Below are 17592 nucleotides of genomic sequence, written 5' to 3' on the forward strand. Positions count from 1 at the left end.
CAACGCCTGTTCGATATGACGGGAATTATATGGCTTCGGTTTTTCATAGGCCACAGAACCGATGAAAACGAAACCTTTCACCCTACCCCGTCACCTCGACCAGAGGGAGAGGTCTCCGCGATATGAAAAAGAGGCCGGAGTTCTGCGGGATGGAGAATTGGGATACCTAATATCGTCTGCGTACCGCGGAGATATCTCACCGCACAATCTGGACTCAACGCCTGTTCGATATGACGGGATTTATGTGGCTTCCGTTTGCATAGGCCACAAAACCCATAACAAGTAACCAATGCAAGGTCGCGGCAGATACGCCTTACAAAACTTTCGCTTTGACGGAGGTTTTCGCTGTCAGGTTCATTTTCATAACCATCTCTCCCATATTCATACTCATATTCATGCTCATATCACCGGTAGTGTCTGTAATATAATTTGCCGGCATATCGTAGACCATGGTCCCCTTGCCAGACCCCTTAGCTGATGAGTTTCCCTTCTCCATTTTCATATTCATGTCAACAGTCTGGGTATAATCAAACAAGGCTTGCGTCCCCTTAATTTCTTTCAGTGTATAGGTTGCATTTACCAGCATGTTTAAAATAGTTCCGCTAACCGGCATTTCCATCGGTACTTCCTGGGTAAAAGTATCGCCAATCTTCAGAGCTTTGTTCGGAAACTCAACAGCTTTAAGCACATCAGAGACCATTTTCTGTATTCCCGCTTTTGTAGCTTCATCGGTATTACCTTCAATGGTGTCTATACTTACCTTGCCCCCCTCGGTAGCATAAGCCTTTATCGTCATACCAGCAAACTTGTCGGGCTGCTTCATCTCGTTTCCGTTCATAGTCATGGTAATACCTACTTTGTCGTACGTCATCGTCATTGGAATACGCTTATCAGCCTGCATAGCGCCTGTCTTTGTAGAAAGTCGCATATCCTGCAGCATATTCATCTGCATCGGCAGTTTCATACCAGTCCCTTCCATCTCCTTTTTTTTCGCCGGATCAACATCAAAATCCATCTCCATCCGGATGTTGTTGACCATATCGGTAACGTACGTCTTATTGGGTTTGAATTTAACCTGGAACAGAATTTCCTTTTGTGCAATACTTGGTTGAGCACTGATAATGCTAAAGCCAATGGCTAACAGGCAGATGTTTTTAGATAAGGTCATTTTGATATAATTATATCCTAAATATAAGAATGATTATCTGATTTTGGTGGTTCACTGTAAAATGCATTGCGGGCAAATCGACGAAGCTGAATCTTCGCTCCTTAAGGGTAAATCATTAGAAAAACAAAAGCGAACAAATTCACCAGAAGCACCACTCCGTAAACCACATTCGACTTACCCCTGCTTAACGACAGCATAACGGTAAATACTGAAAGGCCCAAAAGAACAATAGACTTGATATCTAATCCTAAAATAATAGGCATATCCATCATAATACAAACAACCGCAACACTCGGAATGGTGAGCCCTATACTCGCCAGGGCAGAGCCAAGCGATAAATTAATACTCGTTTGAAGCCTGTTTTTCCTTGCAGCAATAATAGCAGCCGTTGCCTCAGGTAACAAAATAATCACCGCAATTACAACACCCACCAGTGTTTCGGGCAAGCTGTATCCGGTGATAATACTTTCGATGGTTGGAGACAGTGTTTTAGCCAATAACACTACAATACCCAGACTAACCAAAAGAAAAATAAGGCTTGTAATAAACAGCCTGTTAGTGACCACTATTGGTTCGGCTGCTTCCTCATTTTCATCGGGCCCGATGGTGAGAAAATATTGCCGGTATCTGCTGGTTTGGGCAAATAGAAATGAAGAATAAATAACCAGGCAGGCAATGGAGGCAAAAATAAGCTGGGGCGTAGAATAGTAGGACCCCTTTACGCTCTCGGTAAATGTTGGAAACACCAGTGTAAACACCACAATCGAAACTAAGGAAACAAGTGCTATCGTTACAGAAGAAGCAGAAAAATTCTGTTCGTAATGCTTAATTCCTCCAATCAGCAGCGAAAGCCCGATTATCCCGTTAAGGATAAGCATGGTTGCAGAATACACCGTATCTCGGGCCAATGATGCCGCTTGCTGACCTTCCGACATCATCAGCGATATAATAATGGAAACCTCGATAACCGTTATTGCAATCGCCAGGATAATGGTTCCAAAAGGCTCGCCTACCCGTTCTGCTATTATCTCTGAATGATGTACCGCCGACATCACACTGCAAATAAGCAGTATACTCGCTATAATCTGAAATATGCTGCTGTCATAAATAAGTCCGGAGAAAAACAGAATCCAGGCCAGTACCGGAATAACAATTGTCCACTGAAGTAATAATCTCATTTTCGTAAGATAATACCTTCAACCGGTTGGAACAAACTGTTTTTTGCTCCAGCAGGCTCTTTCGCAGAGGGCCCTGCCTTAGTGACTCTATTATTTACTCTTTCGAAATCATTGCGCTTGCAACGCTCTGCCAGTTGGTGGTAACCTGATTAAAAAACGGTTCATCCTGGCTTCCACCCTTCCAGATATAATACGTCCTTTTGCCGTCTATAACATTATTGCCTGCTGCACTTCACCACCCAATCCTGCTCAGGGCCTGTTCGATATGACTGTTGGGTGGTGCTGAGGCTGTTATAGATACCGACTTATACAGATCCCTCGTGTGTTGTATCTTAATCTAAATTGCAGTAATTATGCTCCCACATCTATTACCATATGGAAAGAGGCGGCTGCGTCTATATCATGACCAACAAACACAGAACAACGCTTTATATCGGCGTTACTTTCGATTTACTAAGCAGGATTGAACAACATAAAGAACATCAGTATCCTGCTGGCTTTACTGCCAGATACAACGTTGAGTATTGCGTATACTATGAATTCTTTTCAAGAATAGAGGCGGCCATTGGTAGAGAGAAAGAGATAAAAAAGTGGAGGAGAGAGAAGAAAGAAGCATTGATTAATAGTTTGAATCCGGAATGGTCGGACCTAACCAACAGTTTAAAGGATTGAGTTTAGCAATATTGTCGAGGTTTCGTCTTCGCGCCGCGGAGATATGTCACCACACAAGCCTGGCTCAGAGCCGTTCGATATGACGGGAATTATGTGACTGCGGCTTTTCATAGGAGACAGAACCAATGAAAACGAACCTTCCACCCTCTCCGTCACCTCGAACGCCAGCCAGGGACGTGCGGGCAGGCAGTGAGAGGTCTCCGCGGTATGGAAACGAAGCCGGAGTTCTGTGGGCATAGAGAATTGGGTGTGTAATTTCGTCTTCGTGCCGCGGAGATATCTCACCACACAAGCCTGGCTCAGAGCCGTTCGATATGACGGGAATTATGTGACTGCGGCTTTTCATAGGAGACAGAACCAATGAAAACGAACCTTCCACCCTCTCCGTCACCTCGAACGCCAGCCAGGGACGTGCGGGCAGGCAGTGAGAGGTCTCCGCGGTATGGAAAAGAAGCCGGAGTTCTGCGGACATAGAGAATTGGGTGTATCATTTCGTCTTCGCGCCGCGGAGATATCTCACCGCACAAGCCTGGCTCCAGGCCGTTCGATATGACGGGTGGAGAGGTATTGAGGGTTCTTATAGGTACGCCCAACCTTAATCTTACCCTCTCCTACGCTCTAACAGCACCATCATCATTAAGGCAAGCAAGATTCGTGCACTCTCGTTCTGCTTTATATCGGAAAGCTTATCGAGTGTAAACTTTCTACCAAAGAACGAGGCTTCTTTAGAAAGGCGGGCAACAGGTATTCCCTGTGCATTTGTAACCACATATTTCGGGTGGAACATATATCCTGTAAACAAACCCAGCAGCGGAATCTCTCCCAGCAATGAATCGGCTACTTTAGTCCATGGGTTTTCTTCACGAATATTAAATTCCAGGTTTTTGTGATGATCAAAAACATCATAATTAGCTTTCCAGAGCGATTTCATGCCTTTCCGGCCCACACTTCCAATCTCCTGGTCGCGCCTGTCAGAAAAAGTGTATTTAGCGTTAAAATCAATCACCCGATCCGCGTTAATTTTGTACAGAGGTTCGCTTTTATCTTCATTGGGATAAATCACGATAGCCTCTTTAAATTTGAACATTTTCTGTCGCACATAAGCAATTGTTCTTCCCGAAGCATCCCGGGCCACAAAATCATTGGCAAATGTTCCTATTTTAAACTCGAAAGTGATCGGAAAATCAAAGGCTCTCTTTTCCTGGGTCTCGGTAACGCTACTGTCTAAGGTGGGGTAATCCTGGTTCATGGTTTTGTTTTATGATCAGCTAATATATAAAGTTTTCCTTCAGCTAGTGCGAGCTTGTACCTCATATCCGTTTAGACTGCTAAGATAACAGGTTGTTAATTAGCCTACGCCTTGGTTCGTGTCCCCACGAACCAATTAAAGCTCCTTGTAAATCCTTAAAAAAGGAAATGGTTATATATCTTCATAATACGAACTTGATGAGCGCGAATCGACTGTCAGTTGGTTCGTGAGGACACGAACCAAGGCAAAGGGATATGATATTCGTCTGCTGATTAATAACATGCGCTATAGAAAAAGCGGAATGAAATATGAAGTCCAGTCGGGCAACGGCGTGCTGCTGTTAAGAAAGGAATAGGCTGAGGTACCCGGCCGTTTAGGGCAAGAATTCGTCTTTGTGCCGCGGAGATATCTCACCGCATAGGCCTGGCTCAGGGCCTGTTCGATATGACGGGTGAGTGGTGCTGAGCGCTGTTATAGGTACCGAACCGATGAGAACGAAATCCTTTGCTCTTCGAATTGTGCCCTATCCCAGGTTCTGTGAACCCAGCCAAAGGCATATTCCGGGAGCTCCCGCTTTCTCTTTCAGCAGCTCCTGGAACTTATTTATACCTATCCACCATCAACAGGTAAATACTTCTCCTTTTTTTTACTAGTTGAGATCTTAAAAAGCCGGCGCACCTCCCCCTCGAGCAAGCCAAAAACAAGTCCGCCCATGATAAACAAAGAGGCAAGTATTTTCCACCATAGTAAGTCTTCGCCCAGAAATATAGCTGAACTTAAAAAACCTATCACCGGAATCAACAGGGTGAACGGGACTACAGCTGATGCGGAATACGACTTCAAAAGGAAACCCCAGGCTCCGTAGCCAATATGGGTTGAGATATAGACGATATAAAAAACTGCCGCAACTGTTGCCCAGGAGGTATTTTGCAACGAGTGCTCCATTAAAGCGGGCCCTTCCATGGTCATGGAAGCCACTACCATAATTGGAAAGGCAATCAGATTTCCCCAGACCACCAATGCTAATGGAGATTGGGCATTCACTTTTTTGGTGAACATATTCCCGGCCGACCAGGCAAACGCAGCCAGCAAGGTAAGCACCAGGCCGATGAGCGTAGCCTGCCCGTCAATGTGGGCGGCAACAATGCCAATTCCAACAAAGGAGATCAATGAGCCAACAACTTTCAGAAAGCTTGGTTTTTCCTTGAAGAACAAAAAGGCCAGCCCCATCGAAAAGAAGACTGAAACCTGGAGAAGAAGCGAAGCTAATCCCGGCGACAAACCCAAATGAATTCCGCTGAAGAGGAATCCGAATTGCAGAGCGAAGTTGAATATACCATAACCTAAAACAAATCTGAAGGGAGCCTTAGGTTTAGGCAGTATAAACACCCAGGGCAAAGCCGAAAGTCCGAACCGTATAGCAGACAAGAGGAATGGAGGGTAAGATTTCAATGCCACAAAAATAGCGATGAAATTTGTCCCCCAAATCAGTACAATAAGAAGAGCCACAAACATGTGCCTTAAGCTTAAATTGCCGGTATTGACCATAGGCCGCGAAAATAAGTATAAATAATGCTCCAAGCCTAAGCAGATGATTAAAGAATTAGATGCTATCAGTGATTCCCAGGGGTGTGATGTTGTTTACAGGGCACGCTCCAACGAGGGCGGCGACGAGACTGTTTAACGTTACGAGTCAGAGACTCTTCTCTATTTGGTAATCTGCGGCCCTTCAGAACTCTACAGACAGTGTAGATGCTGCGATTACGGTATATTTGAAGTGGTTCGAGACTTTCTTTTATTTGGTAATTCATAGAGTCCTTCGAAACGCTAACCGTTCGGGAGGGAAAATACCCAATAGCAGGTATTGTAACATTTCAATCATATTCAGAGGTTTACCTCTGAAACTTATCACAATTATTCTGAATTATGACACGCCTCATTCGATTATTTCCTCGAATCTTTGCTCTGATTATTTGTTTGCTTAGTGTATCCGCATCAAAAGGACAATTTGGTCTTGATGAAAAGCTGAATGCAAATTTTGAGATCAATGGAGCTGCACCTATCGGCGACAAATACACGCTCGCAAAGGGTACCCCCTACCAAATGATAGATAAAACTGTTAATTTATGTGGTGAATTCTTTTATACATGGTCAGTATCCCCCAATTATCCTACTACCGCATATTCAATCAGCGACCCTACAGTATACGAGCCGACAATAACCTTTAACGCACCCGGCACCTATATGTTAACCCTTCTGGTAGATGCCAAGGGGGGACCGGGCTATCACTGCGCCCCTGCCTGGCATGAAAAAACTGTTAAGATAGTTATTCCGGATGCCCCCTCCGCTATGTTTTCGATGAACGGCCAAATGGATTATATCAATATTAGCAAGGGGCAAACTGTTGTTTTCAAAGATTTATCGCTGAATAATCCAACATCCTGGCAGTGGAATGTCAGTGGGCCCTCCGGCTGGTCTATCGTATCCGGAAGCTTAAATTCAAAAGATATGGCCGTTTCTTTCCCAGAGGGTGGTGGTTACGGAATTTCGTTAACTGCTACAGGTGCCGCTGGTAGTTCAACCTACGGCTCCACGGTTAATGTCCAGAATGCAGGACCCATTTCCAGGTTCACCGCAAACGGCAGTACAGCAGATTCTATATTTATTCAGCCGAATCAAACCGTAAGCTTTTTGGATCAATCTACAGGTAATCCTACTAACTGGTTCTGGAACGTACTTCACCGGCCTACAGTGAATAACGGGCAAATTTACGTTTCGGGCGATCCATACAGCCGTAATCCTCAGGTAAAGTTCCCCGTTCCGGGGATATACAGCGTTACCTTATATGCCTCAAATTCTGCCGGCGGAAATGTCCGTCAGGTGCTCGTATTTGTAGAACCTCCTCCACCGGGTGTTCAGGATGTGAAACTTTGCAAAGACAAACCCGCATCGCCCCTTACAGCCATTAAAAGCGCAATTCCGGGTACTCTTCGATGGTATACTTCGCCGGAATTCGGATCTTGGTCTTACCAGGCTCCGGTGCCATCAACCTCTCAAACCGGTACTACCGATTACTACGTTTCCGAGATTGTATTTATGAACCTCGAAAGTAAGAGAGCAAAGATTACAGTTACCGTTGGCAATCCCCCTTCAGCACCTCTTGTAAGTAGTTCAAGAACCTATTGCCAGGGCGCAGGAGCACCCAGGTTAACAGCTACAGGTACGAATTTATTATGGTATACTCAGCCTGGACCAGGATTCGCGCCTCTTCCGGAAGCACCCGTTCCAAGCACCGCAGTGGCTGGAACGATGACCTACTATGTGTCTCAAACGAACGAAAACGGGTGCGAGAGTCCAAAGGCCAGCATCACCGTAACTGTTACACCATCATCTCCAAACCCTATCGTTACGCCGGTTATAAATTATGACTTGAATGCATCAACCACGCCTTTGCAGGCTATAGGTTCCAATTTGCTGTGGTATACTTCCGACACCGCAAGAGTGGGTTCAGTAACGGCTCCCACACCAAACAGCTCGGTGCCGGGAGTTACATATTATTACGTCACTCAGTCTGTTCCCGGGAGGTGTCAAAGCCCTAAGGCAATCATAACCGTGAGAGTAAACGTGCCGGTTGTGTTGTACCATCCTGTCATCAATTCTTTTTCTCCAATGAGTGCTTCCGTTGGGACGAATGTAGTAATAAGCGGTACGAATTTCAGTTCAAAGACCGATAGCAATATCGTATTCTTCGGCGCCACCAAGGCTCAAGTTATTAATGCCAGTTCAACAAGCCTGACAGTAAGAGTTCCGGCAGGAACAACCTATGCCCCCGTTACGGTTATTAACGCTGGGCCTGGCTTCATTGGCTCCAGCAGAGATTACTTCCTGCCAACTTTTAGCCCGGCTAAAGACAGTATCACCACTTCAGATATGGATTATGCCCTGAATTTTGATGCCGGAATTGGCCCCTACGCGGTAACAATAGGCGACATCGACGGAGATGGCAGACCAGACCTTGTTACTCCTAGTCAGCAAGGTTCGTTTTCAGTTTTATTAAATAGCAGCACTCCGGGCAACATCGCGTTTTCAGCCAGGCGAGAATTTGCAACAGGTGGAAATTCCAGATCGGTAGCAATAGGAGACCTTGATGGCGACGGAAAGCAGGATGTAGCCATAGCAAATTATGGAAGTCCGGGGATGGTTGCAGTTTTCCGGAACACAGGCGGACCGGGAAATATATCGTTCGCTCCGGCCGTAAACTTTCATACCGGCCCCGGAACTGCATTCGTTACTATTAGCGATATTAACAAAGACGGAAAGCAAGACCTTGTTACGGCTAACCAAAATAATCACACGGTCTCTATCCTTCCTAATGTTGGAACGCCAGGACATATATACTTCGCACCGAGAACAGACCTTCCAACCGGGTTGGGGCCACGCTCTGTAGCTGTTGCCGATCTTGATGGAGACGGAAAGCCAGATATTGTCACAGCCAATAGCGTGAACTCCGTTTCAGTATTAAGGAATAATTCCCGTGTCGACAGTATCGCCTTTCAGCCGAAAATAGATCATGTAACCTCAGCAGGCAATTTTACGGTCATGCCTGGTGATATAGACGGTGATGGCAAGCCTGACCTGGTTGTGTCAAGTGTAAGCACATTTGTGTCGGTGCTAAAGAATTTTAGCAGTACGGGTAATATTGTATTCTCTAACTCAACCTTTCCTGCCGCGGGCCGCGGAATTGCCATTGGCGATATAAACGGAGATGGCAAACCAGATTTGGCTACATCCGGAGGTTTTAACACGATTTCTGTGCTTCAGAAAGATACTGCCACTAGATATATATCATTTGCCCCCAGGGTGAATTTTCAAGGAGACCGTCAGCCTCTTTCCATGGCAATCGGCGATATCGACGGTGATGGAAAGCCTGATTTAGTAGCTGCTAATCTGGCAAGCAATACAATTTCTATTCTTAGAAATAACCCTCAATATAGTCTCCCTCCCGTAGCTCGCATTACGCCAAGCGGACCGGTTAAATTCTGCGCATCCGAAAGTGTGACGTTAAGTGCAGATTCAGCTTACTCATATCAATGGTACTTGAATGGTAGTGCAATACCTGGATCAACATCGAAAACGCTCCTTGTATATCAATCCGGGGCGTATACCCTGTCGGTAACAAACAGCAGTGGCCAGAGCGACACATCCGCTGTAACAGTGGTTTCGGTTGAAGCTCTACCTGTTCCATCAATCGCAGTAAGCAGAACCGATAACACCTTCACCGGACTAGACAGCACTACCATTGCCTTAGGTTATGGAGCTCAAAGTTTAATACTCACGGCTTCAACCGCTAACGGTGGTGTGAATAATTATTTATGGACCGCTGGTTCGGAAAACCCTGATCAAACAGTGCTTAGCAGTACAACCGTTAATAACCCAGTGTTCACTCCTGCTTTGGCGGGGATATATACCTTTACTGTGGCGGTTACCAATGAAAACGGTTGCACAGCAACTACAACAGTTAGCCTTACTGTTCTGGCGGCAAGCACAAGCAAAAACCCGGATCAAATAGCGCTTTGTATAGACGGGAAGCAAAAAACGGTTAATAAGCATGCAGTTCCTGCCCAATTGAAGAAAGGCGGATCGTTAGGTGCCTGCTTACTGCAAAAGAGCAATAAGGTTATGTTCAGCGCACAAGGCGGACCGGATTTAGTGATACCAGCCGCAAAAACGAGTTCCTTAGAGATATACCCAAATCCTTTTTCAGATAAGACCACAGTAGATTTTAACATAGGGGAACCGAATCAAAATGTGGCTCTCGATATCTATAACTCATTAGGGATAAAAGTTAAAACCTTATACCGAGGCACCGTGGAGGCAGGAAAAGTTTATAGCTTCAGCGTTTCTGGTTTAAATTTACCGGCTGGTAATTACCTCTTCCGCCTGGCTACAAATGCCAAAGTATTAAACGTTAAAGGGATAAAGGTAAACTAGAACTCTCCCCTTTGTAATCCAATTCTTTTTAAAGAAATGGTTATAACCATTTGCAGGGCCGTACTTATGTGCGGCCCTTTTCCTTTGATTAAGCAAAAATATAAGACGCCCCCCTCTATATCCCTGTCGGAAGACCTAAACCAGAAAGGCATACTTCCATATTACCACTGCTTCCTAAGCCTTGGTTCGTGTCTCCACGAGACCAAAAAGTTTGATCTCCTGTTTCCTGGGGACACGAACCAGGGCAATGGCACACTGAGAGAGTATTTGCAGAGCAATAGTTAATGGTGTCGCTACCCCACTATCCCTTGGTTATGACCCCACGAACCAATAAAATACGTGTCTGTTTCGGGGCGACGCGAACCAGGGCATGGCAAGTCAGAGTGTCTTAAATACCCTAAAATATTGGCTGTTTCATGCAATCTGTTTCGACCTGATTGATTTTAGCAGCTATCTCCTTAGAAACTTCATCCAGCTCCACAGACGAGGATTTCAATAGCTTTAAGTATTCAAGCCTTTCGGAATTCTCAATGTCATCATTAAGCATTTCGGTTAATGAAAGAATAGAAGCAACAGGACGTCTAAAACGATGAGAACTTATCCATGCAATCTCTCTTAAGGCTTGATTTTGCGTACTAATTCTTCCCTCCTTCTCTTTCCTGTCTGTAATTACGCTTCCTACCGAGATCATCCCTTCAAGTTCACCATTTTCATCAAAAAGAGGGGATACACTTATCTCTACCCAGTACTCCTTCTTGTCCTTCGTGTAGTTCAACAGTTCTCCTCTGAATGCCTTGCCACTTTCCATAGAGCGAATCAACTTTTTTATAGTGGATATATCGGAGTTGGGACCGCTAAGTAAGTCGCCTGCCTTTTTGCCTTTAACTTCCTGAAAGGTATATCCGCTAAAATCTAAAAAAGCATCGTTCACCCAGGAAACACTCGCATCTTTATCCATAACAATAACCATATTGTTAATCCTACGCAGCACTTCTCCTAACTTAAAGTTCTCCCTATATGCAGCCTCTAAGACGGTATTATTATGTTCAAGTGCCTGATTCAATTCTTTCTCGATCAGGTAAGCCTCCTGAATCTTCTTTTCATTTTCAACCACCTCGGTGATATCTATGGCTAACACCATGATACATTCTTCTCTATTGAAACGCACTTTATGCGAAATAATAGAAACCGTAAACTCTTCACCCGATTTCTTTCTATGAATCCATCTGCCCGAACACTTGTGTTTACCTTCGTATTCACTCACTGCAATATCAAGCTTTTCTTTTGCTCCTGCAGGTCGTATGTCATAAGCCGTCATTCTACGAAACTCTTTCATAGTATAACCGTACTTGGCTACAGCGGCATTGTTTGCTTTTACAATTCCCATGGTTTTCATACTAAAGATGTACATGGGGTTAGGATTATTTGCAAATAAGCTGCGATATTGATTTTCGGATACTACAAGCTTCTCTTGTTGTTGCCTAAGTAGCAGAAAAAGCACTACGGTCGTGATCAACACATACATCGTGCCTTTATAAGTTCGATAAGTTTCCTGAGCTTCTACAGACAGATCGGATGTTAAAAATTGAAGAAGCTCGTTACCCGCTATGATCCAGATTAAACCTGTTGCAAGATAGATAAATGGGATCCGGAAGAGTGTTAAAGGTCTCGTTTTCATGATCATGTATCATGTATACGAGTTGCTAAAAAGTTCGTTACCTATAAATAAGAATGTCTGTATGACATTACAAAGTGTTCTTACAGAGAAGTGTACTTAGAGGCATGTAATTTTCGTAGCCAAACAAAAGAGATCTGTTTTTTATCCCAATAAAAGCCCTCACCTGTTTCGTTAGGACACGAAACACGGCAACAGTAATAACCTGATAAACCACTTGCTATCCGGATTTCCTTGAAAGAGGTAAAGAGCCTGTAAAGTTATTGAATGCATATGATGCCTCTTTTAATTCCAGTTCTGCCTCTTCAAGTTTGATGGAAAGCTCCTGATCTATTTCAAAACCTCTTTTATAGCCTTTTCCAACTTTTATAGCCTTTTCCAACTCTAATAATTTAGCTCGCTTCAATGTTACCACTGCTTGCAATCTTTCGAGTTCTGCGGCTTGATCTTCTGTTAATTCAAACATACGGTCTGTTAAATATGGAAGGCAAATTTTAAGAATTCTTTATTTCTCTTCTTAGCTCATTCAGAAGTTCATCCTTGTCAGGCAATATGGTAACTGCAAAATAATAGGCATCCAATAAAGCGTAGCCAACCACCGAAACTCTCTTGTTACTTATAGCTGATACTGTAACCACATGAGAAGGAATTCCTTTTTTTACATTTTGGATGAATGTTCTAAACTGGGAATCAATCTGCATTTTTTCATTCAGTGTTTCCCAGATGTTATTTCCTATTATATCATTCCTTTCAAGGTTGTGGACGTCAAACACATACTGGTTAGCAAACAAATAAGTCCAATCTTTATTAACGACATATATTGCAAAGTTCTTACTATCGAACTCATCCAACGGAAGGTCCGAATACCTCGAATAGTTATATATTGGAAATTTTTGCACAATGCAAAGGTAAGCATAAATCCAAATATGCCCGATTTGAGAGGTTTTATCCTTTGCCTTCGTGTCCCCACGAACCAATTAAAAGGAAGCGATCGATCGTTTAGGAAGCTGTTCACTAGATAGGTTGATTTAGCAACGCATTACGATTCCTGTCTGCGCAGGAATGACGGATCGTAGTATCGGACGGATTATGGTTTAAACACACAATCGTACTCTCATGGCGATCGTCATTGCCGACCCGATCGGCAATCTTAAAGCGATATGCTGGCGCCAGGTTGACTTAGCAAAGCATTACGATTCCTGCCTGCGCAGGAATGACGAATCGTAGTATTGGACGGATCATGGTTTAAACACAATAGTCTTCCCACGGCGATCGTGGTTACCGACCCGATCGGCAATCTTAAAGCGATATGCTGGCGTCAGGTTGATTAGCATCGCATTTCTCGCCACGAATGGCTAAATTAGCGCTTGAAGCATGACGCATTCACAACCACAGCAATTAGGCTCCTCATCTTAGCCTTGGTTCGTGTCTCCACGAACCAAAAAATTTGATAACCTGCTTCCTGGGGACACGAACCAGGGCCGCAGAAAGTTCAGCGTTAAAACACCAAGTCTATAGATGGTTGTTTCAGGACGTATTCCGCTTGCGCTAGACTGCCCGGACTTTCAACCGAACTATTTTCCAGTTCCGGCGTTGTGATTAAAAACGGATTTACTTATGTCTAAATGTAATTTTTCAATTGAATTTCCGGGAACGGCAGACACGCTCGTACAAAAAGCAAAATCTGCAATCGCCCAGGCCGGTGGAACCTTCAATGGCGATCAATCCACAGGCAGCTTTGCTATTTCCACACCACTCGGCAAAGTATCCGGAACCTATACGGTAGATGGCCAGCAGTTTAATATCAGCATTCAGGATAAGCCATTTTTGGTGGGTTGCGGAAAGATTGAAAGCACACTGAGAGAGTATTTGCAAAGCAACAGTTAATAGTGTCGCTAGGCCACTATTAACGGCTCAAACCCCTCAACTTCTCTTTAACAATAATCCTCTCTATGATAGGCACAAGGGCTTTCTTTTAATGTCCCTGACAAGGAAACTCTACATTTGATTTTATTGCTTTCCGAAATCTGTGGAAATAAGCGGTTTAGAGGTTATGATCTTCAAAGCGGAATCCTGACTGAAGCCAGCTTTAACCAACGCATTATAGTAGTTCCTGGTAATTTGAGCAAGCTTATCCAGTGTTTCCGGATTGCTGTATGTTTTTATTTGAAGATCCAGCAGATTGCTGTACATAGATCCCATCATTGCCCCAAAATCAGGCATAGGATTATTAAATATTAAAGAATCTGTATTTGTGTCACCAAATGGTGGTGGGGGTGTTAAAATTACACTAGTTTCCACCTTCTTAATATCTGGTGCAGACTTATACAGATTTACGTTAAAGAAATTAATATAGCTTATATTACTGCTACTCTGTTCGGTAAAAGAGCGGGCACGTTCTATTATATTGATTTCTTTGATGCCTGGTTTCAACTTTTCAAAATATACTTTAAATTCCACTTCCTCAAAATCTTTATCGGCTGTGAATTTTTCGGGCCTCAATGGTATTCCTTCCGACCGGACGTAATTAAATCGGTCTTCTCCGTGCGAATCCTGCAGGTACATGCTTTTATTCAATTGTACCCATGCGCCTTTCGCTCTTAAAGTATGTACAAAGGTTACCACCGTATTAGATGCAGTAACTTCTACTTTTTTAATAGTCGTGTTATGATCTTCAGAGTAACCAATTGCCGGTCTGGTAATATTTTGACAGAACAACAAGGAAGGATAAAGACAAATGAAGAGAAATAAAAATTTAGGTTTCATGATATGGTTTTGATTGTTAAACGTACCAAAAAAAAGACTTTCGGTGAACTTTTTTTTCGCAAGTCCTAAGCCTTGTAACCAGGACAGCAGTCATACAATTGGTTTTTATCCTTCCCTTACCTAATAACCTTCAGTTTCCCCAGGAAATCAAAGATCCGTACTTTTAAATTGTCCCTGTCCTCTCTCGAAAAAGAATGGCCGGCATTTTTAAGCGCATGGAGTTCAGCAAATACTCCGGCATTTTTTAAGGCACTATATAAGATGGAGGACTGCTCAAAGGGCACAGTACGGTCTTTTTCCCCATGAGCGATCAGCACAGGCGGGGACTTGGCACGGATATAAGAGACCGGAGATAAGAAGTTTACAAACGAGGTATCGTTCTCCCTCCCTCCCAACCAGTCCCGGGATGCTTTTCCGGGTTTCCGTATGACGTCCCATTGGTTAAGATCTGATGGCCCGGACCAGTCGATCACCGCAGCGATCCTAAACTTCCTTTTTTTTGCAGCTGCACAATCGCGGGCAAAAACCGGGTCATGCGAAGTGAATGCGGTCATCAAAGCAAGGTGGGCGCCGGCCGAGATACCCATAAGTACTATCTTTTTCCGGTCGATTCTTAGTTTGCCTGCTTCCCGAACCAAATAATGAAGTGCACAGCGGCTGTCCTCAATTGCTGCTGGTGCCACAGCCTGATTGGCAACCCGGTACTCAATATTCGCAATCACAAAGTTTTTTTCGAAGAACATGCCGAAGTCGCGCTCCTGCTCCTTTTTACCATGAACCCATCCCCCACCGTGAATAAAGATCAGCAGGGGCCGGTCTCCAGCTCCTTCTTTCGGTACATAGAGATCCATTTTCCAGGTCCAGTTTCCCACTTCTTTGTAGATCAGATCCTTTGTCAGCCGGTAATTTGCAGGCGGAAGCAACTGGCCAAAGCTGGAATGTGAGGCAAGTACAACAAACAAAGCTATTAAGAGCTGAGGCAAGTTCAGTTTCATCAATCAAAGATGAAGAAATGAAGAGGACAAATGAGTGATATGTTAAAAAAAAAGACAACGATAGTATTGGACGGATCATGGTTTAAACCACAATCGTCATCTCTTGAAGATCGTCATTGCCGACCCGATCGGCAATCCTAAAGCGATATACTGGCGCCACGTTGATTTAGCAAAGCATTACGATCCCTGCCTGCGCAGGAATGACGAATCGCATTTCTCGCCACGAATGGCTAAATTAGCGCTTCAGGCATGACGCATTCACAACCACAGCAATCAGGCACCTCTCTATCTTCCATCGCTATCGTTCAGCAGCAGCTAGTCATCAGGCGCTTTGTTAGCTATATATTCCAACAAGAGCGTACCAGATTCAAGTTTGGATTAACCTGCCTGCTACTCATCAGCCTTTCGCTCCCCTCTTTCGCTGCCAAAGGCAAATGGCTCAGCAAAGTTACCGGAACCAACATATCGTATAAAGTCACCGAATCGTCCAGGCCTTTAAAAGACTATCAAGGCAATTACATAACAGTTGTCTACCTCCAAAAATTAGGCTTTAAGAAGATAGGCGGGAACAAGCGGAAAACCGATGTAAAATACCTGCTCGGGCAGGGATACCGGGTGATCGAACTCAATTACCGGCACCACGCTAAAGCCGTTTCTCCCGCCATCAACTATGATATCATTGCCATTAACGACTCCATTGCCGCGGGCTCCTTTGCCAGACTGCACAACTGTTCCCGCTACCGCTCCTATATCTTGTTTGAGGGCTACCGCATCATGCGCGACGTACCTTATTTCGTGGATGATCCCCGCATTTACAACACTCCGGCCGAGTACACCGTGGGCGATACGTTACATATGGACATCATCTACCCGGCAAATACATCACATGCTGTGCCCCTTATTTTGTCTTTCTCCTACAGCAACAGCTATGCAAGCTGGGATGAGGAGAAAAAGGGGCTGACTGCAGCAAATAGGAACCAGCGCCTCAACCTGGGAAACACGCTGGCAGGTTTTAACGATTCTTTTCTGGAGGGCGCAGCCGCCCGGGGCATGGCCTGGGCGATAGCCGACCATCCGAAATACGCGCCATGGGGCAAGGGCAAGCCGCCGGGCGGCCCCAATGATGCCTATAAGTCTTTCCAAACCAATCCCGATGCCGCAAGGAAGGTCAAATCTGCTGTGCGCACCTTGCGGGCAATGGCTGGCCGGTTGAATCTTTCGGGCAAGATCGGAATTTACGGTTTCTCGCGTGGGGCGACTGCGGGTTCGCTGGCCGTGGGCGACCGATCTGTGCCCGAACTGGAGAATTCCGGGTTTAATATCGGGGTTTCGGATGAAGTGCAGGCAGCTGCGCTTGGGCCGGGGGTATTTGATTATACCAGGATCTACGAGGTGACGGATGATGGAGATGGAAACCTGGAGACGCGCTCCCCTTGGGTCTGGGGACCGCTGAAAGACAACTACGAGCGCTGGGAACAAATGGGTGCGGCATATCTGGCGCAGTCGGCCAACACGGCACCAGTGCTTTTCTTCTTAAACAGGGATGATGAGGGCTATTACCAGGAACAGCTCAAACATTTTAAGGCGAAGCTGGATTCGATCGGAGTGCGGACGGAGCTAATGCTGGATTACGGCAAAGGGCATTCGGTTCCGCAACGGGAGGGCGACCTGAAAAGGCTATATGATTTTTTCAGGAAGAATTTGGCTGGGTTAAATCGTGATAAAGCAGGCTAAAGAGACGTTTGCGCCGGAGCCAGTTTTTCTTAAGCCTTGGTTCGTGTCCCCACGAACCAAAAGTTTGATTTCGTGGGAGACGCGAACCAGTGCAGGACAACCGTTATTTCTCGAAGATCGTCATTGCCGACTCGATCGGCAATCCTAAAGCGATATACCGGTGC

14 protein-coding genes are annotated in these 17592 nt (G+C 44.9%); 5 read left to right on the plus strand and 9 right to left on the minus strand.

Annotated features, from left to right (window positions below):
* Positions 1-61: 61 nt before the first annotated feature.
* Positions 62-286 (plus strand): hypothetical protein, encoded by a 225-nt coding sequence (locus tag J3P43_RS09055; protein WP_255901355.1) that lies wholly within the window; start codon positions 62-64, stop codon positions 284-286.
* Between the two features lie 27 nt (positions 287-313).
* Here the strand turns inward: J3P43_RS09055 and J3P43_RS09060 are convergent, their stop codons facing one another.
* Positions 314-1168, minus strand: coding sequence for a hypothetical protein (locus J3P43_RS09060; protein WP_255901356.1), 855 nt, complete (start codon positions 1166-1168; stop codon positions 314-316).
* A 101-nt stretch (positions 1169-1269) separates the two neighbouring features.
* The gene (locus J3P43_RS09065; protein WP_255901358.1) at positions 1270-2346 is read right to left on the minus strand and encodes a calcium:cation antiporter; all 1077 of its coding nucleotides are present in this window, start codon (positions 2344-2346) and stop codon (positions 1270-1272) included.
* 375 nt (positions 2347-2721) lie between these two features.
* On the opposite strand from J3P43_RS09065, the gene J3P43_RS09070 reads away from it, so the two are divergent.
* A complete protein-coding gene (locus J3P43_RS09070; protein ID WP_255901359.1) occupies positions 2722-3018 on the plus strand; it encodes a GIY-YIG nuclease family protein in 297 nt (98 codons plus the stop codon).
* A 601-nt stretch (positions 3019-3619) separates the two neighbouring features.
* Here the strand turns inward: J3P43_RS09070 and J3P43_RS09075 are convergent.
* Positions 3620-4267, minus strand: a complete 648-nt coding sequence (locus J3P43_RS09075; RefSeq protein WP_255901361.1) for an LURP-one-related family protein — start codon at positions 4265-4267, stop codon at positions 3620-3622.
* Between the two features lie 609 nt (positions 4268-4876).
* A complete protein-coding gene (locus J3P43_RS09080; protein ID WP_255901362.1) occupies positions 4877-5782 on the minus strand; it encodes an EamA family transporter in 906 nt (301 codons plus the stop codon).
* Between the two features lie 411 nt (positions 5783-6193).
* Here J3P43_RS09080 and J3P43_RS09085 point away from each other — a divergent pair, with 411 nt between their 5' ends.
* The gene (locus J3P43_RS09085; protein WP_255901363.1) at positions 6194-10258 is read left to right on the plus strand and encodes an FG-GAP-like repeat-containing protein; all 4065 of its coding nucleotides are present in this window, start codon (positions 6194-6196) and stop codon (positions 10256-10258) included.
* Positions 10259-10655: 397 nt separating this feature from the next.
* On the opposite strand, the gene J3P43_RS09090 is transcribed toward J3P43_RS09085, so the two are convergent.
* From J3P43_RS09090 to J3P43_RS09100, 3 genes are all read right to left on the minus strand, one after another.
* Positions 10656-11936, minus strand: a complete 1281-nt coding sequence (locus tag J3P43_RS09090; RefSeq protein ID WP_255901365.1) for a PAS domain-containing protein — start codon at positions 11934-11936, stop codon at positions 10656-10658.
* 217 nt (positions 11937-12153) lie between these two features.
* Entirely contained in the window at positions 12154-12399 is a 246-nt protein-coding gene (locus tag J3P43_RS09095) for a hypothetical protein (RefSeq protein WP_255901366.1), read from the minus strand.
* Between the two features lie 28 nt (positions 12400-12427).
* A complete protein-coding gene (locus J3P43_RS09100) occupies positions 12428-12832 on the minus strand; it encodes a transcriptional regulator (protein WP_255901367.1) in 405 nt (134 codons plus the stop codon).
* 718 nt (positions 12833-13550) lie between these two features.
* On the opposite strand from J3P43_RS09100, the gene J3P43_RS09105 reads away from it, so the two are divergent.
* A complete protein-coding gene (locus J3P43_RS09105; protein WP_255901368.1) occupies positions 13551-13820 on the plus strand; it encodes a hypothetical protein in 270 nt (89 codons plus the stop codon).
* Positions 13821-13943: 123 nt separating this feature from the next.
* Here the strand turns inward: J3P43_RS09105 and J3P43_RS09110 are convergent, their stop codons facing one another.
* Both J3P43_RS09110 and J3P43_RS09115 read right to left on the minus strand, forming a co-directional pair.
* Positions 13944-14699, minus strand: coding sequence for a hypothetical protein (locus J3P43_RS09110; RefSeq protein ID WP_255901370.1), 756 nt, complete (start codon positions 14697-14699; stop codon positions 13944-13946).
* 116 nt (positions 14700-14815) lie between these two features.
* Positions 14816-15694: an alpha/beta hydrolase gene (locus J3P43_RS09115; protein ID WP_255901371.1), complete on the minus strand. Its 879-nt coding sequence runs from the start codon at positions 15692-15694 to the stop codon at positions 14816-14818.
* Between the two features lie 249 nt (positions 15695-15943).
* Here J3P43_RS09115 and J3P43_RS09120 point away from each other — a divergent pair, with 249 nt between their 5' ends.
* Positions 15944-17428, plus strand: coding sequence for an alpha/beta hydrolase family protein (locus J3P43_RS09120; RefSeq protein ID WP_255901372.1), 1485 nt, complete (start codon positions 15944-15946; stop codon positions 17426-17428).
* Positions 17429-17592 lie beyond the last annotated feature (164 nt).

Source organism: Paradesertivirga mongoliensis, from assembly GCF_024436395.1.
In the GTDB taxonomy this organism is placed as follows: domain Bacteria; phylum Bacteroidota; class Bacteroidia; order Sphingobacteriales; family Sphingobacteriaceae; genus Paradesertivirga; species Paradesertivirga mongoliensis.